Here is an 18,511-nt window from a genome sequence, read left to right on the forward strand (position 1 = left end):
TTCCCTCCTAGCGAAGCCACTTGACAGCTTGTATCTCAGTTCCTTGTTCTGGTGCGGAATCTAATTTAAATTCATCCATCAGTCTTCTGACGCCCGGCAAGCCTGCTCCGAGTCCGCCTGATGTAGAAAATCCGTCTTCCATTACTTTACGTATATCCATGATGCCAGGCCCCTCATCGGCTGCGATGACTTTGAGTCCACGCTTTCCGCGCTCCATCACTTCTTCTATACAAATCTGACCTTTACCAGCGTATAAATAGATGTTACGAGCTAATTCTGAAATGGCCGTCGTAATTCTTGCTTGGTCAACTGTTCCAAAACCAAGTTCTTTTGCAACATTCCGCCCCAATTGTCTTGCTGCGACTATGTCCCATTCCGTCAATATTTTTACACAGGATTGGTCTTTCATATCTATTCCCCCAATTCCCGCTTCAGTGTCTCAAGCCCTTGTTCAAGATCTAGTGCTGTCTGAATTTCTTCCAGTGAAATGCCAAGTTCAATAAGCGTCACAGCGACTGCCGGCTGTATTCCTGTTAATACAACTTTTGCCCCCATGAGCTTGGACATGGTGATCACATCGCCTAATACCTTTGCGATAAATGAATCAATCATATCGACGGATGTTAAGTCAATGACCACACCGTTTGCTCCTGTTTCATGAATTTTATTCAGTAAGTCTTCTTGAAAGTGAAGAGCTGTTTGATCATCAAGCTCCCACTGTATTGAAATCAGAAGACAATTATATAATTTTAAAATTGGAATCTTCGGGTGATTTCTCAATTGGTTATCCCTCCAATGAAACAATTTTTCGATTTGTCATTTCCAAAGCAGTTTGAATTCCTTTTTGAAGGGTATTCTTTGTTGTAACCTGAGATAAATCAATTCCAAGGTTAACGATTGTTTGGGCTATTTCTGGGCGAATACCGACAAGTAAACACTTCGCTCCTACTAATCTCACAGCCTCTGACGCTTGAATAATATGGTGGGCCACCATTGTGTCTACGACAGGTACACCCGTGATATCAATCAAAACGACCTGTGAGCGATGTTTGACGACACCATTAAGTAGGTTCTCCATAATTTTTTTCGCACGATCTGTATCAATTGTGCCAACAAGTGGCATGACGGTGATGTGCTCAAACACAGGGATTAGCGGGGCAGAAAGTTCCTGCAGCGCAATTTTTTGAAGGCTGACGGTTTTTTCCCATGAGATGGAATACTGGTTTAAGATCTCATTATGGATGGGTGTGATGAATCGATCGATTTGCCAGATGAGGTCATGACTTTCTTGTGTTGTATCTTTGTCATCGTTCATTTTTTCATATAAATGTGTACGGATTTCCGTTAGACCGTTTGCCAGTAACTTAAGTGATATACCCATTTGAACGATTTTCAAAGCAAAATTTTGCACTTTTTCTTCAAAATCTTCATTATCCCCCTCTGAAAGAGATGTAATGATGAGTTGAACATATTCCGAACAGATGGTTTCATACATTTTGTCGTTCAGCATCATGTCCGTTTCTTTTTCTCCGAGTCGTTTTAAAATGTCCGTCCACTCTGTTTCTAATTCCTTTTGGTGCTTTCTTGCAAAAGCTAACACGATATGATTCGACATGTTTTACCCCCTACTTACATTTAAAGCTCTTCTTTAGTCTTTCTTCATTATAACGTTAAAAAAAATTGAACACAAAAAAAGTTGCTCCCAATAGAGCAACCAAGTATCACCATATTAAAAATCAATAAGAGCCAAACTAACTTGTAAGGCTTCATCAACCTTCTCCATCATCTCATCATCAAGATGTGTGATTTTATCTGTCAATCTTTGTTTATCGATTGTACGAATTTGTTCCAAAAGAATGACAGAATCTCGTTCAAAGCCGTAGCGCTTTGCATTAATTTCGACGTGAGTCGGTAATTTCGCTTTTTGTATTTGGGCTGTTATGGCTGCAACGATAGCAGTCGGGCTGAAGCGATTTCCAATGTCATTTTGAATCACCAATACCGGGCGAACCCCGCCCTGCTCGGAGCCAACAACAGGAGATAAATCAGCAAAGTAAACATCACCGCGTTTAACAATCAAATGTTTAACCCCCGCTGACTAATCGCTCAACTGTATTCTCAGCCTCAAATTCTGCGTATTGTGCCTCTGAAGAGATATTCAGATTAATTTTCGCCATCTCCATGTAGCCGCGTCTCATCGATTCACGATTTTGTCGAATATTACGTTCACGAATATACGTTTTTGTCGCTCGGTAGATCAATTCATTTCTTGTTACCTTATCCTGCTCTGCTACTCGTTCGATCTCAGACATTAAAGCCTCCGGCAGTCGAATCTTCATTTCGTTTGTTGCGCTGGATTCAGACAAAAAACATACACCTCCACAAAACTTACGGATACCGTTTCGATCCATTCCAAGACTAATCATACCATTATTCAATGCACAAGCAAAGCTGTTTTTTCATGATTTCTTATTAGAACATGAAGCGGCTCGCCACCCGTAAATCAAGATGATAATGGAGTTCCTCTTTCCCATTATACGCTTTTTTCCGAAAATCATACGGTATTTCCAAAATCTCTAAAAAAGGGAGAATGTTTATGATGCCTTTGTAGAATAAAAGAGAACGATGTCAGTTTGAACATCGTTCCCGTGGATGCTGTTTATAAAAAGCTTGGACCGCCTTGAAGCAGCGGATTTCGTACATGAACCCTTTCGCCGTCCTCTATATAGACTCTTGGGACGCGATAGCCAACAGAACATGTGACTTCGTAGTTAATGGTTTCAAGCCGCTTGGCTATTTCATCGACAGATATCTTGTCTTCGCCTTGTGTCCCGATGAGCACGACTGGCTCCCCTGCCGGAATGTCCTTTTTCAAATCAACCATGAATTGATCCATACACACCCTTCCAGCAATCTTTCGGCGTTTTCCGCCAACGAGCACTTCTGTTCCAGCAAGCTTCCTGATCCAGCCGTCTGCATACCCGATTGGAATCGTACCAATCCATGTATCTTGATTCGCTGTATAAGTTGCACCATAGCTCACGCTCTCACCCTTTTGAATGGGCTTTACATGTGCAAGTTTTGTATGAAGAGATAATGCTTCTTCCAGTTGAAACGGCAATTCATCTTTGATTTCTTCCGACGGCGACAGCCCGTACATACTGATGCCAAAACGAACCATATTAAATAAAGTGTCTTTAAACCTTAGACCTGCTGCACTGTTGGCGCAATGAATGAGCAGTTTGTCCGTATGAAGCGGTTGAAGCAATGTTTTAAACGTATCAACCTGCATACCGAAGTAGTTTTCATCTTTTTCATCCGCTGTGGCAAAGTGAGTAAATACTCCTTCCAGCTGTAAAAAAGAATGATCGTGGACAAGCTCTTTTACTTCGCTCACCTGCTCGATTGTTTTCACACCTAACCGATTCATGCCGCTGTCGATTTTCAAGTGGAAACGAATGGGTTGTCCCATCTGCCCTTTCATCACTTTGACGACTTCTCTTAGCCAATCGATCGAGTAAGCAGTCATGATAACGTTGTATCTAACGGCGACTTTGACATACTCTGCCGGTACTGCGCCGAGCACAAGAATAGGTGCTTTTACACCTTTATTTCTTAAAGAAATGGCTTCATCTAAAAAAGCGACGGCTAACAGGTCTGCTCCTGCTTCGAGGGCAGCTCTTGCCACTTCTATATCTCCATGTCCATATGCATTGGCTTTCACAACAGCCATTAGTTGGACGTTTTGACCAATATGGTCTTTCATATGTGAAACATTATGCTTGATTGCTGTTAAATCAATTTCTGCCCATGTGTCTCTATAAAAGGCATTTGTGTCCATTCATCACACTTCCCTATTGAATGATTCAATACTTCATTATGATACTAAAAATCCAGAATAATGTGAAACAACTCAAAGAAAATCAGCCCTGCACAGGGCTGATTTGTTGTTATGTTAAGAATCTCGCCTATTTCGCTGACTGTCCTTCTACACTTTTGGCGACCATTAAGAGCTCTTCCTTCGATAAATCACTTGAAGAAATCAAGTAGTCAACTCCATCAGATGTCCAAGAAAGAGATTTGTCTGTCAGAACCCCCACTGTCATGCCAAGATCGACTGGCTCGCCGTTCATCGTAACAGGCGTAGACGCTTCTGCTACCCGCGCTTTTTCCTGAATGAGTGTGAAGGATTTCTTTCCGCCATACGTCATCACATAACGCTTCCCGGCATCTGTTGTCATTTCTTTCTCTTCCATTTTCTTCACGCCCTCTGGCATATCCACAGGCGTTTTCACCGCAAAGCTGTCAGATGGATCTGCACTTGTGGCAACATCCATTTGAGAAAGTGTCATATTTTTCTTCTCATCAAAGGCGTCTTTGTCAAAGGATTTGTTGAATTCAAAGTGAGAGAATTCTACTTTCACCATTGGCTTTTTATCGCTGTCCAGTACTTTCACACTGGCAGGCGCCATTGTTTTTTTATGAAAAGTAATCTCTTGGGTTGGCAGCATTTGGTTGTGCTGATAGTTGGTTTTTGTTTCAAAAACGTACTTCGACTCTTTTGCTTTGAACTGAGCTGCACTGTCATTTTTAATGTCTTTCACAAGTGATTCAAATAAATACACCTGACTGCTGTTGTTCGGCCAATCGCTATGGAAGCGGAAGCTTTTGTTTAATGAAGGTGTCAGCACAAATACACCATTGCCATTTCTTAAAATGACTTGACTCTGATCCTTCTTCGGATTTTCTAAGTAGACACGGTAAAGCTCCGGCTTCTTGTACCAAATTTCCACATGGTATTCCTGCGGATCATTTCCTGTCTCAATGGTCATTTTTGCTTTGGCTTTGTATGATGTCATTTCCTCTGCCTTTTTGTTTAAATCTCCAACGATATCCTGTTGAGATTTTTGACCGCATGCGGAGAGAATCAGTACAAAAAGGATCCCCGTTACAAGCAAAACAAAGCTTTTTCTCACCCTTTTCAACCCCTTCGTTAATTGTGTTAAAAGGAAGAAACCGCTTGTTTGACTTTAACAGTACGCCTCAAGAGTTAACTGCGTACCGCGAACCATCAAAGCCTGTTAGCAACTCGCCCTTCCTTATCGCACTACCCAATATATGAAGGGGGGACAAACAATATGCAGACTAGCTTGACAACCTTTCAATTAAAACTTGTGCTGCAGCATATTCTTTTGTGTGTGTAATGGATACATGAACGTAGTCTTCTTTTGTTTTCTCACTTTTGATGAGAGGTTTTCCGTTCGCATCTTTTTGTATCTCGATGTCGTGAAAGCTGACATACTGACCAATTCCCGTACCGTATGCTTTTGCGAATGCTTCCTTCGCCGCAAAACGTCCTGCCAGAAACTCCAGCTGTCTCTTTTCACTTAGTGTGCGAAAGACTTCCTGTTCACGTAAAGTCAAAATTCGTTCTGGTAAACGGGGCTGCCTGCTAAGCACTCGTGACAGCCGGCCGATCTCTACAATATCCATACCGATTCCTTTAATCATGAGGTACCTCCTATGATACTCGTACTAATTTGGTTGTTCGCTTCATAAACGTGTTACTATAAACTTACCATTATCTAGTCAAAAGGGGTTTGTTATGTTTATTCGAACGGAGAGCTTTCAACAATTTATTAGATCGTATCCAATCGTAACAGCGATCCTTGCTTTGCAAATCGGCCTATGGCTTTTATTTGCAATCCCTATTCCAATGATCCAGCTTGGGCAGGACCATCTCGTTGGTTTTAATTATGGTGTTGCAGCAGGAGAATGGTGGCGGCTTTTAACGCCTATTTTTCTTCATGGAAGTCTGACACATATTCTGTTCAATTCCATGTCGCTCTTCCTATTCGCTCCAGCACTTGAGTATTTGCTTGGAAAGGTTCGATTTCTTGTGATTTATCTGGGTGCTGGATTCATTGGCAATCTCGGAACCTATTGGGTGGAGCCTTTAGAGTACGTACATGTCGGGGCTTCTGGTGCGATATTTGGTTTATTTGGCGTCTATCTTTATCTTGTCCTATTTAAACCGCATATGATGGACCGTGGTAATTCTCAGGTCATCTTAACGATTCTCGGCGTTTCTGTCATTATGACGTTCGTCAACTCGAACATCAACATCATGGCCCACTTATTTGGATTGATAGGTGGCATGATCCTAGCACCGATCACCCTATTCTTCCATTCAAAAAAACGACGCTATTAAGCTCATAAAAAATGTCGATCACTCCGTTTAACGGGAGCTGATCGACATTTTTTGTTTAAGTTGATTGATTCGTTTCATAGGAATACCAATCGCATACACGTGCAGCATCTTCCTCTTCAAGGTGATGCACACCAAAGGAATCAAGCAAGGCAGAGGACTTCACAAAGGTGTGAATACTTGCCACCCGCCCTTTCTTTTGAAAATAGGATTGGGTCATCGTATAGTTTTGCATTCGTTTTCTTAAAACAATTCCGGTGGTCTTGCCGATACCTCTTGTCGTTAATTGAATCAGTTGATCTTTGATCACATATCCTGATTGTTTATAGGCTAAATACCCAAAAAACAAGGCAAATGGTAATGGAATCAGCGCCAAATATCCCCATGGTGGAAAACGTACAGAAAGGATTATACCTACAAGTAATGGAACAAATCCGTAAGATATCAGATAACGTTTTAGTGAACGCTTCGGCACTTTTTTCAATTCACTTTCTGGTGCCAGCTGATATTGATCTGTAAATTGCGTTAACAATTCATTGATTTTTTTCTTCCGTATGAGTGGAAATAAGACAGAAGAGGTCTCTTTTTCTGTAATGGAACCTCCTGCGCTGACAAGCATGACCGTCGCAAAACCAAATGGTTCACGCAGAATATTTTCTTTGATTTTCACTGCTTGAATTCTCGCAAGCGGAATGGTCATTTGATGCCTTTCGATGAGTCCTCTTGTGATGATGATGTCTTTCCCTTTTCGTTTTGCGTTAAAATTCGCATATTGAAGGGCTGTTACCCCAACACTAAGAATCCACGCAATCAATACGGCAATAAATATGAGAATCGCATAAATCTCAACACTCGCATGACTTAAAAAAGAAAACCGTTTGAGGAATCCGTCCAAAGGCAAAATTTCATCTATTTGTGTGTAAATGGCGAGACACCCAGAAATAATGACGCCGATTCCGCTTGAAGTGGTCGCAGCCAAAAGCAGCTCTGGTATACCCATTCGGTAGGAAACACTGATTTCTTTTTCTACAGGCTGTTGCGCTGTCAGAGGATCAGGGATATCTAAATTTTCATCATTCATTTCTTCTTGTTGCAAGCTTTTCTTCCGGTTGAAAATCGATTGCTTTAATTGCTCAGCTTCTGCTTTTGTAATGGCCGTCAGGCTCACTTCAGGTCCATCCGTCCCGCCTGCCGTTTCGATTTGCACCCGAACCAAACCGAAAATCCGCTGGAAGATGCCTTCACTTGTATTCACCGTTTGAATTCGTTCTAACGAGATATACTTTTTCTTTTTGGTGATGACACCTGATTCTACTCGAAATTCATCGTCTTCCATTCGATAGGTGAATCTTCTCCATGCTAAAACGGTTGAAACAGCTTTCCATAAAAGAAGCACACCAAGAATGATAAACGCATAAAAACGAATACTTGAATTCGAGTTCACAAAAATAAGCACGAAAAAAGGGATAATGAAGTTTTTGATCATGGATACGGCATCTGATATAAAATCAATGAACATCGAGATTGGATGTACACGTTTTGGTTCAGACATCATCTTCCGTCACCCTTGCTAATCGAGATATGTAATCGCGAAGCTCATCTGCCTCTTCTAATTCCAGTGCCGGAATATCATGCACTGTCGCAGCAGTAGAAATTTGAACAGATGCCAACCGGTAGCGCCTTAAAAGCGGCCCTTGGGATGTATCCACATGCTGAACACGTACCATTGGCACAATGACACGTGTGACACGTATCAGTCCGTGCTGTATTTCAATTTCGTTCTCAAATACTTCGTAGCGCCAGATGTGATGGCGGATTTTCGGTATGAGCCAGATTCCGAAGATGACCTGTAAAATCCACAAACCGATGAGGATGGCTCCAATCCAATATGGCCATTGAAAATAATAACTAGCTACAAATACCCCAAAGATGATGAATAAGAAAATCAATGAGATAATTCCATTTTGAAGACGCCATACTTTTAATCCATTTAAGCTGATTTGACGTTGCGGCTGTTTTCTCACATTCTTCCCCCATTCTCTTACTTTTCTATCAATATATTACGAAAGAAAGCCTAAAAAGTTTCATTAGGCCTGTTAAAAAAAGCGAACCCTGCAAAGGATTCGCTTTTGAATTAGTTGTTATAAGATTTCTTTTGACGACGATCGTTAGAAGAACGATTGCGGTCATTTGAAGAACGCTTTTTATCACCGTAAGATGAACGGCTTTTTCCGCGATAGCCGCCTCCGCCGCCACCGTCTCTACGTTTTGAAGAGCTGCGGTTGTTACGATTGCGTTTTGAAACCATTGGTGCTTCATCTGTCAAACGAACAGGCGTTGCATCTGGCTCTTTTGTCATCATTTTGATGGCAGCCGCAACCACTGTAACAGAATCATGATCTTCTAATAATTCAGCAGCTGCTGTCATGTAGAAGTTTAAGTTGTTTTCACTGATGATTGTGCGCAGACGATCAATGGTTACTTGTTGTTGTCCTTCGATTGCCTCATCTAGTGTTGGTTCTTTCATACGATCCATTTTACGCTTAGTCGTTTGCTCGATCGCACGAAGCATATCTTTTTCACGTGGTGTGATGAATGTCATCGCCATACCTGTACGTCCAGCACGTCCAGTACGACCAATACGGTGTACATAGCTTTCTGGATCTTGTGGCACGTCAAAGTTATACACGTGTGTTACGCCTGAAATATCAAGTCCACGTGCTGCAACGTCTGTTGCTACAAGCACATCGATTGAACCTTCTTTGAATTTACGAAGCGCAACCATACGTTTCGCTTGAGTCAAGTCACCATGAATTCCTTCAGCTGTATAACCTCTAAGGTTCAGTGCTTCAGTCAATTCGTCAACGCGGCGCTTTGTACGGCCGAAGACAATTGAAAGCTCAGGTGATTGAATGTCAAGAAGACGAGTCAATGTATCAAACTTTTTACGTTCATGGATATCCAAGTAGAACTGCTGGATGTTAGATACAGTCATTTCTTTCGCTTTTACTTTTACGTGTTCTGGGTTTGTCATGAAACGTTCTGCAATACGCTTAATTGGTGCAGGCATTGTCGCAGAGAATAAAAGTGTTTGGTGTTCACTTGGTACATTTGAAAGGATCGATTCAATGTCTTCGATGAAACCCATGTTTAGCATTTCGTCTGCTTCATCGAGCACGACTGTTTCAACATTTTGAAGACGCATTGTACGACGGTTAATGTGATCGAGTAAACGTCCTGGAGTCCCTACGATGATATGAGGATTTTTCTTGAGCGAACGGATTTGGCGACCGATATCTTGTCCACCGTAAATCGGAAGTACGCGCGCACGCTTGTCTTGGCCAATTTTGTATAGCTCTTCAGATACTTGAATCGCTAATTCTCTTGTTGGCGCAATGATAATCGCTTGGATATTTGGAGACGCTGGGTCGATTTTTTCTACAAGAGGAATACCAAACGCTGCAGTTTTTCCTGTTCCTGTTTGTGCTTGTCCAATGACATCTTTATTCTGAAGACCGAGAGGAATTGTTTCCGCTTGAATCGGTGTTGCTTCTTCAAATCCCATGCGGTTAATAGCTTTCATGAGACTTTCGCTTAATTGAAAATCTTGAAACGTTATAGTCAAATTATTCAAACTCCTTCTAATTGCTGTTTCAGTAATCTCGTGAATGATCATTAAAAACTGCCCTTTGTATGAAAGGACAGGTCCATTATATACAAAGCCCGAATTACCCTACATTATATCTTACCATTACACTATTTGTTTTTCAACAAGACAGAAATGGATATATCTACTGCTCGACAATGACCGATTCACCTTCACTTTGATCTCCGTCCATCCATTTCCACTTTTCAAACAGTTGAATTTTTCCGTTATCCAGCTGCTTAGGAGTGGAATGACATGAACCGCTTCTCATGCTGCCATCCTTACTAACATGATGATATCTAAAATGAAGTGCTCCGTCTATATTCACAGTTCCTACAAGCACGCCAGATTGAATACTGCCGCCTTGATATGTGCCCGTTAAAATATTCCCGTCCTGACGATATTGAAATATGGTTCCTTCCGATACTTCCCCATTGCTCGAATTAGACTGCGGGATAAAGGTTTTTCCGTCATATTGAAACAACCGAATCGACCACCTTTTCTTACCTATTGTAACATAGGCCTGTCACTCATTCGACAAAAATGATGCAAATTTTAACAAGTGGGATTCAATTTATATTAGTTTAGCCACATTTTAGCTTTTCTATAGATTAAATTGTTTTTTTTAGAAATTGTTCGACTTTCTCAAACAATTGCTGTGCACAAGGCTCATGACAAACGTGATGTTTACAATCAGGTAAATAGAACATTTCTTTCTGACGGGACGGGATTTTATGATAAATGAATTCTGCACTAGAAGCGGGGACGATCCCATCACTTTCACCTTGAACGATCAAGACAGGTAGATGAAGCTTTTCAAGAGAACCTTTCGTTTGCTTCACCAATTTCATAAATTCTACAGCAGCTGATAGCGGTGTACTCGTCAGCTTATGACGATATCGATCATACAATGGGTTCGTCTCAATCAAACCAGACAAGGATTCCTTCACCATCTGCCTTGTGTCTTGAATCATTTGTTTTGGGTTTACATATTTAGCAGCGGCACTTAACAGAACAAGACGGGCCACTGGATACTTCGCTGCTAAATATGAGGCAATCATCCCGCCCATAGAAAAGCCGACCAAATAAATGGTGTCACATGTTCGGTAAAGGGATAAGAGTTCTAATTCAGCGGTGGCAATCCACTCCTGATAGAGAATGCCTTTGAGCTGAAGTTCCTCCCCATGCCCCGGAAGCGTGACAGATTGTACCGTCCAATCTGTCGTCTGCTTTAAATATTCCGCAAGCGGCTCTACTTCATACGGGGCACCAGTAAAACCGTGTATACATAGACAGCCAATCACCCTGTCACCTTCTTTGCCGATCTGATTTATAGTGCAGTAATAACGTCTTCCAATCTCATGCCACGGGAAGCTTTGACCAGAACGACATCGTCAGGTCCTGCCACATCCGCTAGTTTTTTCTTCAGTTCTTCTTTGTCCATATAAGAAGACACGCGGTCGTCTCCAAATGCTTTCTTTGCTCCTTCAGCAATGAATGCGCCAAGACGGCCAAACGTTAAAACATGATCAATAAACTCAGGCTTGATGTACTCCCCTACTTCAAAATGATAGGTCTCTTCTTCACTGCCCATCTCCAGCATATCTCCGAGAACGAGTATGCGGTTAGCAAAGCCATCCATATCTCCTACAAGATCAATCGCTGCTTTCATCGACGTAGGACTCGCATTATACGCATCGTTGATAACCGTGATGCCCTTATCTGTTTTAAACAGTTCTAAACGCATGCCTGTCAATTTCGTTTGCATCAGCCCTTGGGCAATTTGTCTTTCATTCAGACCGAAATGCTGGCCGATTGCAATAGCTGCAAGAGCATTCTTTACATTGTGTTTCCCTAATACAGGAATGAGAAACCCTTGAGCATATCCCTCCACTTGAAATTCAGTGCCTTCAGCGAGTTGGTGGATGTGAATCACCTTGATATCACAGTCCTCTGATTCTCCAAACGTTTTTACGCTGCGTGCCAGGGCATTTGCTCTTTGGCGGAGTAAAGGCTCGTCTCCTAAATAATAAAAAGTCCCATCCTCTTTTAACCCTTTTGTGATCTCACATTTTGCATCTGCAATGGCTTCTCTTGATCCTAGATCCTGCATATGAGATTCTCCAATATTGGTGATGACAGCTGCATCAGGTTCAGCGAGATTAGATAAAAATTCGATTTCCCCTTTTGCACTCATGCCCATCTCTAATACAGCAATCTCGGTTCCTTCTGGCATCGCAAGGATGGTCAGCGGAAGTCCAATGTGATTATTAAAGTTGCCATCTGTTTTGTGGACTCTGTATGTCGTTTGTAAGACTGAATGGATCATATCTTTCGTCGTTGTTTTGCCATTACTTCCAGTAATACCGACAACTCGAGGATTTTCCTCTTTTAAGTATGATTTTGCAAGCTGTTGGAGTGCTGTCAAAGTATCCTCTACAAGTATGACAGGTACACCGAACGGTGGATTCGCTTCTGTTTGATTCCAAAGAACCGCTGCCGCTCCAAGCTCCACTGCTTTTGAAGCAAAAGTGTGACCGTTAAAATGTTCCCCAATAAGCGGGATAAATAGTGCGCCTTTTGATACTTTTCGCGTATCTGTTGTCACTCCGTGTATCTGTTCTTCGCCAAAAGCTTCATTCGATAATGTGCCACCAGCCATTTGAGCGACTTGTTTCACTGTACGTTTGATCATGTTTTTTCGCCTCTCTTTCTCATTTCACGTTTGAAGGAAAAGAGACACTACCTGTAGGATAGTGTCTGCTTGCTTCTCACATTAAAAAGTGGTTTTAATGGTTTGTTTTTCTTGATGGCGTTCAATTGCAAGTGACACCAGCTTCTCAATCAGCTCAGGATACTCTACACCAGTATGTTTCCAAAGCAGCGGGAACATACTAAAAGGTGTGAACCCTGGCATTGTATTCACTTCATTGATCAGCACTTCGCCTTCTTCTGTTAGGAAGAAATCTGCACGTACGAGGCCAGATCCATCAATGGCTTTAAATGCCTTAATCGCCATATCGTGAATTGTCTTGTACTCTTCCTCTGACACACTCGCAGGAATGATCAAATCTGTATCGCCATCTTCATATTTTGCTTTGTAGTCATAAAAATCTGTTTTAGGTGCAATTTCACCAACGACTGAGCATTTCGGCTCGTCATTTCCTAATACACCTATTTCAATTTCTCGTCCTACAACGCCTTCTTCCACAACAACACGACGATCATATTGGAAAGCCAAATCAAATGCTGTTTGCAGCTCTTCTTTGCTGCGGCATTTACTAATTCCGACACTTGATCCCATGTTGGCAGGTTTCACAAAACAAGGATACCCGAGTACTGCTTCTACCTGTTCTAGACTGTCTGATATGGCTTTCTCATAATCCTTTTTATTGAAGGAAAGATGCTTTGCCTGCGCAAGCCCAGCTTGAGCAAACACATCTTTCATCATGACTTTATCCATACCCGCAGCAGACGCGAGAACGCCGTTACCGACATACGGGATATTCATTAGTTCAAGTAACCCTTGCATGGTCCCATCTTCACCATTTGGCCCATGTAGCAATGGAAAGACGACATCAATCTTTTCATCAGCTGATGCAGGCTGTGGAAACATGCTTTCATTTAAAGAAGTTGGTAAAAACGTCTTTGCATTTTGTTCAAATTGAAGCATTTTGACGTTTGATACTGGTTCAGTGAGTTTTTCTCCTCTTAGCCATTCGCCCTCTTCTGTAATATAAATTGGATGTATATCGAACTTCTCAGTGTTAAGTGCTTTCGTAACTGCAAGGGCTGTTTGCAGTGATACATTATGTTCGGCTGACTTTCCGCCGTAAACCAATCCTAAACTTATTTTCAATGGATACTCCCCCCACTAAAATTCATCTTTACTATCTTATCACTTTCAAGCAAAAATGCTCTAATTAATTTTTGTTGTTACGGAATTGAAATGATTTGTAAAGGTTGTAAGCGCCCCCCGAGCATTTGTATGTCATTCGCCTTTATTTTATATTAAAATGACATTGAAAAGGAGTTGTGACAAATTGAAAAAAATTACAAGCACTGAACAATTCAACGAAATCATTCAATCAGACAAAGAGGTCATCGTTAAATTCTTTGCGACATGGTGCCCTGATTGCACTAGAATGGACATGTTCATTCCAGACATCTTAGAGGCTTATGCTCAGAATGAATGGTTTGAAATAAACAAAGACGACTTTCCTGAGTTAGCGGAAACGTATCAGGTCATGGGAATTCCTAGCCTGTTAATTTTCAAAAATGGCGAAAAAACAGGTCATTTACACAGTGCCAACGCTAAATCACCTGAAGAAGTAACAGAGTTTCTTCAAGAACACGTTTCATAACTCATTTAAATGGAGACATCAGCCAACTCATGCTGGTGTCTTTTTTATATCCTTTTAAATCAAATCTCTTCATAAGACGAGATGTGCGGCTAAAATGTTTCAACATCGACAGGAATGTTTGATCTGATTTCATGACAAGGTTTGACAGCGGATTATTTCCTGGGAAAGAATTCATCGTCGATATGGATGGGAATATGTCGGTTACGTGAATTTTCTGAATTGAATCTTTACTTATGACATTCTGCTTTGTATAATGGAGATGCTAATTGAAAATGATTATCAATTTCATCTGTGTGAAATCTTATAGAGTCCATTCTACCAAAGGAGCGTTGAGTTACATGTCTAAGAAAAAAATCAAAACGTATCAGCAATTGATTGAAGAAAACAAAGAAGCGATCATGCGAGACCCTAAGATGATGGAAAGTATATACGCAACCATCGACAAAAAGCACCAGAAGCAGCTTGCCGCTGCTGGACGTGAATCATAAACACAAGAAGAGCAGTCAAACAGATGGCTGCTTTTTTATTTGCCTGAAGAAAAGAAAAAGCCGATAAAATCTATTCTTCGATTTTATCGGCTTTTGTTTTAATGTGATTTCGCTACACGGTCTTGCTTCATTCCTAAATAGATGAGCATATATGTTAGATAACCCATTGTCATCGTTAAACCACCGAAGAAGAATTGTGAAAACACGGGTTCTTCAAATGTCGTAACGGCAGCAAGAACGATCCAGCTCGCATATAAATAGACCATGAACCATTTCATGTTTCTTTTAAGTGTATACAGAAAGAAAAGACCCGCTAATGAAAAGATCCCTAGCGCTAGTCTGAAATAAACAAGATGATCAAACTGGAAGGCAAAAGACACAAACGAAAACGACAACAGCAGCAAAATAGGTAAAGCCGTAATAAAATTTTTCACGATAGTGCCACCTCCATGACTCTGTCTTATTATAAGACAAAATCAGCCGGTTATCGTGAAATACAGACTCGTTTTCACAAAGATGTCACGAATTTTTCTTGTTATTTGACACAATTTTTACACATTTACATCACGCTTCCAAAAAAGGAGCCAAGCAGCACCAACAAAGAAAACGAAATGCGCCCCTACAATGAATAGCGAAAACAGAGGGTTCATGCCCTGAAAGAGCGGCGGACCTTGAAAACTGTATTGTGTGAAGTCCGTATTAGCGAAAAGTAGAATTTTCCCCCACTGATTTTCTAACAGAGACATGATCGACACTAATGATTTCGCCGCGTATAAGACGAAAAATGAAGTCACAAGTGCAATCAGACTGTTTCTAAACAAACTTGAGCACAGAAAAGCAAAGCTTGCCATCATGACCACTTCCACCCACTGTGATCCAATCACAGCAAATGTGTGCAGAAATAACCGGCCAGTGCTTTCATCAAAATCAGTACCAAAGAAAATAAGGCCAAAAAGAAAAGCGAACACATAATAAAAAACAAACAGGTAAAGGACCATCAGCACAAGAGTGATGTATTTTGACAAGAAAATATGAAGCCTTGTCTTTGGCCGGATCAACAAGAACTTGATGGTTCTTTTTTGAAACTCTGTTGAGATCAATGTGGCGCCAATCACGACAGCGAACACTTGTAAAATAAACACAACATTCGTGGAATAAGCAAAATAGTTCGCGACTGTATCTTGCCCGCCAAGCCCGGAAATGACTCGTTTTAATGCTAGTGCCATCGTCAATTGAAAGACAACAATCAGTCCAAGTGCAATGAATGTGATCTTTTGTCTCGTGATTTTTTTATGTTCATTCTTGATGAGTTGAAGCATCTTCCGTCCCGCCTTCCGTCCATTTCATAAAGGCCTCTTCAATTGATTGTTTTTGAGGCGTCATTTCAAGTACATCAAATTCTGCTAAGACAAGCTGTTTATTCAGCTCCGGCACACGGTCTTTTTTCAGTTGAACCAGCACATGCTGATCCCTTTGTTCATATGTATATCCTTGCGTATCTAGCCATGAAACTGCCTTTTCTACTGGCTGAATATTCATCAGCACCTGCTCTTTTCCTTCCATGTCGCGAAGGTTTGTATTGGCTTTGATCTGTCCTTTTTGGATGATGATCATGCGGTCACAAAGCTCTTCTACTTCATGCAAAAGATGTGTAGCAAATAACACAGAGACACCTTCTTCTTGTACAAGCATTTGCAAGTGCTCTCGAAACTCCTTCATTCCTGCGGGATCAAGCCCATTTGTTGGTTCATCTAAAATGAGCAGATTGGGCTTATGCAAAATGGCTTGTGCAATCCCGAGCCTTTGTTTCATCCCTAGTGAATACGTTTTGACCTTCTGGTGAATGGCGTGCTCCAGACGAACTCTTTTTACCACTTCAAAAATGCGCTCTTCTGAAACTCCATCATGCATAGATGCATACAGCTCAAGGTTTTCAAAACCTGTTAAATATGAATAAAATTCCGGATTTTCTATGATCGCTCCAACAGATGACATCGCCTTTAGATGATCATCATCTTGAGAATATCCATTCATGATGATCCGGCCGTTGTTTTTTTTCATCAAGCCAACAATCAATCGAATCAAGGTCGTTTTTCCAGACCCATTTGGTCCAAGTAAACCGACAATTTCCCCTTGCCTAATGTCCATCGAAATATGTTGTAAAATTTGATGACGGCCAATTTGTTTATCGACGTTCTCTATGTGTAAAACAGCAGACTGCAAAGTGGTTCCTCCTTCTGATGTAAAACCTATGGCGGCAGTTACGGCCGCTTACCCTGTAAAAAGTATATCACGCTAGACAAGCCGTTCCACGAAAAAAAGGGCTGATCCAGTCAGCCCTTCTTGTTGTTACAGTGATAAATTAGGTGTTGGTGCTTCCTTCTCATGTTTCTTCTCGGTTTCAGAAACAATCACCGCACATGCTGCGTCACCTGTAATATTGACCACGGTTCTTGCCATGTCTAATAAGCGGTCTATGCCAAGGATCAGCGCAATGCCCTCAACAGGAAGATTCACGGAATTTAAAACCATGGCTAGCATGATGAGCCCTACCCCTGGGACACCTGCTGTGCCAATACTTGCTAGTACTGCCGTTAAGACAACTGTCAGCATTTGAACAAGGGTTAATTCAACTCCATACACTTGTGCGATAAAAATAGTCGCAACCCCTTGCATGATCGCTGTACCATCCATATTAATGGTCGCACCTAGCGGCTGCACAAAGCTTGAAATAGGTTCTGGCACCTTTAAGCGCTTTTGAGCTGTTTCCATTGATACTGGCAGCACTGCGTTACTGCTTGATGTACTAAATGCCACAACCATCGCTGGAGAAAATCCTTTGAAGAATGCCATTGGATTTCGTTTAGCTAATAGGGCAACGGTTGACCCATAGGTCAGGAAGAAATGCAAGATCAGCGCAATTAAGACGACTGAGAAGTAAAGTCCCATCGCTTTCATGGCATCGAGCCCCTGACTGCCAATCGCCGTTGCGATCAAACCGAATGTCCCGTACGGTGCGAATTTCATCACAACACCGACAAGATACATCATTAATTCATTTCCTTGTTCAAACAGCTTCAGCAAACCTTCTGTTTTTTTACCGAGCAAGGCAATGCCAAGACCTAAAAATACACAAAAGACGATAATTTGAAGCATATTTCCTTCAACTAGAGATTGGACTGGATTGGTTGGAATAATATTGAGTAGTGTGTCTGCCATTGATGGGGCTTCCTTAGCGGAATATTCTGCCGCTTTCGTATCAAAATTGCCAAATGCGCCTGGCTTAATAAGTAAGGCCAATGAAATGCCAATAATGATGGCAAAAGTCGTAGTGAGTAGAAAGTAAGTAATGGTTTTTACGCCGATTCTGCCAAGTTTTTTCGGATCGCCAAGGCCTGCTACACCAAGTGTGATCGAAAAGAAGACAATCGGTACAACTAACATTTTAATCAGGTTTAAGAAGATTTGACCTAGAGGTGTAAATAGATAAGGGTCTAACACTTTGAATACATTTGGAGCAAAAATGTTGAGCAGTAGTCCTGTGATTGCACCTACAATTAAAGCAATAATAATTTTCGTCGCAAGCTTCAATAAAATCTCCCCTTCCTCGTCAAAAAGGCCCACGAGAGAGTCTTCTCGTGGGCCTGCGTGTCCATACGTGTACCACTGTCTACTCTCTTCACGCTGATGAGGTTAGCTGACGGGTTAGGACGAAGAGATGTCCTTTTTTCTTAAATAAGAAAAATTCACCCCAAAAACTTGGGTCCCCCATTCCTTTAGAAGGATTAAGCGTGTGGTAATATGA

22 protein-coding genes and 1 riboswitch are annotated in these 18,511 nt (G+C 41.4%); of the genes, 3 read left to right on the forward strand and 19 right to left on the reverse strand.

From position 1 onward, the window contains the following. Positions 1 to 7 precede the first annotated feature (7 nt). The 8 genes from MHH23_RS18825 to acpS form a co-directional block, all read right to left on the reverse strand. On the reverse strand, positions 8 to 409 hold the full coding sequence (locus MHH23_RS18825; protein ID WP_003214085.1) for an anti-sigma regulatory factor: 402 nt from the start codon (positions 407 to 409) through the stop codon (positions 8 to 10). 2 nt (positions 410 to 411) lie between these two features. Then, positions 412 to 780: an RsbT antagonist protein RsbS gene (gene rsbS, locus MHH23_RS18830; protein WP_003214235.1), complete on the reverse strand. Its 369-nt coding sequence runs from the start codon at positions 778 to 780 to the stop codon at positions 412 to 414. Positions 781 to 784: 4 nt separating this feature from the next. Further along, positions 785 to 1,615 carry an RsbT co-antagonist protein RsbRA gene (locus MHH23_RS18835; RefSeq protein ID WP_058336383.1) on the reverse strand — a complete coding sequence of 277 codons (831 nt, stop codon included), beginning with the start codon at positions 1,613 to 1,615 and terminating at the stop codon, positions 785 to 787. 114 nt (positions 1,616 to 1,729) lie between these two features. Beyond that, a complete protein-coding gene (gene ndoA / locus MHH23_RS18840; RefSeq protein WP_003214169.1) occupies positions 1,730 to 2,080 on the reverse strand; it encodes a type II toxin-antitoxin system endoribonuclease NdoA in 351 nt (116 codons plus the stop codon). A gap of 4 nt (positions 2,081 to 2,084) precedes the next feature. Further along, positions 2,085 to 2,366, reverse strand: coding sequence for a hypothetical protein (locus MHH23_RS18845; RefSeq protein ID WP_003214273.1), 282 nt, complete (start codon positions 2,364 to 2,366; stop codon positions 2,085 to 2,087). A gap of 293 nt (positions 2,367 to 2,659) precedes the next feature. Further along, positions 2,660 to 3,841 carry an alanine racemase gene (gene alr, locus MHH23_RS18850; RefSeq protein ID WP_159159395.1) on the reverse strand — a complete coding sequence of 394 codons (1,182 nt, stop codon included), beginning with the start codon at positions 3,839 to 3,841 and terminating at the stop codon, positions 2,660 to 2,662. 127 nt (positions 3,842 to 3,968) lie between these two features. Beyond that, the gene (locus MHH23_RS18855; RefSeq protein WP_007496489.1) at positions 3,969 to 4,985 is read right to left on the reverse strand and encodes an outer membrane lipoprotein-sorting protein; all 1,017 of its coding nucleotides are present in this window, start codon (positions 4,983 to 4,985) and stop codon (positions 3,969 to 3,971) included. Positions 4,986 to 5,145: 160 nt separating this feature from the next. Beyond that, complete coding sequence (gene acpS, locus MHH23_RS18860; RefSeq protein ID WP_017366663.1) at positions 5,146 to 5,511, reverse strand: holo-ACP synthase; 366 nt, start codon at positions 5,509 to 5,511, stop codon at positions 5,146 to 5,148. Positions 5,512 to 5,605: 94 nt separating this feature from the next. Here acpS and MHH23_RS18865 point away from each other — a divergent pair, with 94 nt between their 5' ends. Further along, positions 5,606 to 6,211 (forward strand): rhomboid family intramembrane serine protease, encoded by a 606-nt coding sequence (locus MHH23_RS18865; protein WP_007496491.1) that lies wholly within the window; start codon positions 5,606 to 5,608, stop codon positions 6,209 to 6,211. Between the two features lie 55 nt (positions 6,212 to 6,266). Here MHH23_RS18865 and MHH23_RS18870 read toward each other — a convergent pair whose 3' ends face one another. The 7 genes from MHH23_RS18870 to MHH23_RS18900 form a co-directional block, all read right to left on the reverse strand. Then, positions 6,267 to 7,763: a PH domain-containing protein gene (locus MHH23_RS18870; protein WP_024720487.1), complete on the reverse strand. Its 1,497-nt coding sequence runs from the start codon at positions 7,761 to 7,763 to the stop codon at positions 6,267 to 6,269. Continuing rightward, positions 7,753 to 8,232, reverse strand: a complete 480-nt coding sequence (locus MHH23_RS18875; RefSeq protein WP_340960050.1) for a PH domain-containing protein — start codon at positions 8,230 to 8,232, stop codon at positions 7,753 to 7,755. The genes MHH23_RS18870 and MHH23_RS18875 overlap by 11 nt, the downstream gene beginning before the upstream one ends. Positions 8,233 to 8,342: 110 nt before the next feature. Beyond that, the gene (cshA, locus tag MHH23_RS18880; protein WP_041507152.1) at positions 8,343 to 9,833 is read right to left on the reverse strand and encodes a degradosome RNA helicase CshA; all 1,491 of its coding nucleotides are present in this window, start codon (positions 9,831 to 9,833) and stop codon (positions 8,343 to 8,345) included. Between the two features lie 166 nt (positions 9,834 to 9,999). Further along, positions 10,000 to 10,338 (reverse strand): n-acetylglutamate synthase, encoded by a 339-nt coding sequence (locus MHH23_RS18885; RefSeq protein WP_113767287.1) that lies wholly within the window; start codon positions 10,336 to 10,338, stop codon positions 10,000 to 10,002. 127 nt (positions 10,339 to 10,465) lie between these two features. After that, positions 10,466 to 11,158 (reverse strand): alpha/beta hydrolase, encoded by a 693-nt coding sequence (locus tag MHH23_RS18890; protein WP_045035109.1) that lies wholly within the window; start codon positions 11,156 to 11,158, stop codon positions 10,466 to 10,468. Positions 11,159 to 11,184: 26 nt separating this feature from the next. Continuing rightward, a complete protein-coding gene (locus tag MHH23_RS18895; protein ID WP_268430847.1) occupies positions 11,185 to 12,549 on the reverse strand; it encodes a UDP-N-acetylmuramoyl-tripeptide--D-alanyl-D-alanine ligase in 1,365 nt (454 codons plus the stop codon). Positions 12,550 to 12,630: 81 nt separating this feature from the next. Beyond that, entirely contained in the window at positions 12,631 to 13,713 is a 1,083-nt protein-coding gene (locus tag MHH23_RS18900; RefSeq protein ID WP_039169882.1) for a D-alanine--D-alanine ligase, read from the reverse strand. A gap of 184 nt (positions 13,714 to 13,897) precedes the next feature. On the opposite strand from MHH23_RS18900, the gene MHH23_RS18905 reads away from it, so the two are divergent. Then, on the forward strand, positions 13,898 to 14,218 hold the full coding sequence (locus tag MHH23_RS18905) for a thioredoxin family protein (RefSeq protein ID WP_008346934.1): 321 nt from the start codon (positions 13,898 to 13,900) through the stop codon (positions 14,216 to 14,218). A 338-nt stretch (positions 14,219 to 14,556) separates the two neighbouring features. After that, a complete protein-coding gene (gene fbpB, locus MHH23_RS18910; RefSeq protein WP_017366658.1) occupies positions 14,557 to 14,706 on the forward strand; it encodes a Fur-regulated basic protein FbpB in 150 nt (49 codons plus the stop codon). Positions 14,707 to 14,804: 98 nt separating this feature from the next. Here the strand turns inward: fbpB and MHH23_RS18915 are convergent, their stop codons facing one another. The 4 genes from MHH23_RS18915 to MHH23_RS18930 form a co-directional block, all read right to left on the reverse strand. Then, the gene (locus tag MHH23_RS18915) at positions 14,805 to 15,140 is read right to left on the reverse strand and encodes a hypothetical protein (RefSeq protein ID WP_017366657.1); all 336 of its coding nucleotides are present in this window, start codon (positions 15,138 to 15,140) and stop codon (positions 14,805 to 14,807) included. Between the two features lie 117 nt (positions 15,141 to 15,257). After that, complete coding sequence (locus tag MHH23_RS18920; RefSeq protein WP_148943814.1) at positions 15,258 to 16,025, reverse strand: ABC transporter permease; 768 nt, start codon at positions 16,023 to 16,025, stop codon at positions 15,258 to 15,260. Beyond that, a complete protein-coding gene (locus tag MHH23_RS18925; protein WP_144668458.1) occupies positions 16,003 to 16,929 on the reverse strand; it encodes an ABC transporter ATP-binding protein in 927 nt (308 codons plus the stop codon). The genes MHH23_RS18920 and MHH23_RS18925 overlap by 23 nt, the downstream gene beginning before the upstream one ends. A 126-nt stretch (positions 16,930 to 17,055) precedes the next feature. Continuing rightward, complete coding sequence (locus MHH23_RS18930) at positions 17,056 to 18,330, reverse strand: dicarboxylate/amino acid:cation symporter (RefSeq protein ID WP_082627000.1); 1,275 nt, start codon at positions 18,328 to 18,330, stop codon at positions 17,056 to 17,058. Positions 18,331 to 18,374: 44 nt separating this feature from the next. Continuing rightward, positions 18,375 to 18,508, reverse strand: a riboswitch (cyclic di-AMP (ydaO/yuaA leader). Positions 18,509 to 18,511: the final 3 nt, after the last annotated feature.

Origin of the sequence: Bacillus sp. FSL K6-3458, assembly GCF_038005045.1 — a bacterium.
GTDB lineage: Bacteria > Bacillota > Bacilli > Bacillales > Bacillaceae > Bacillus > Bacillus altitudinis.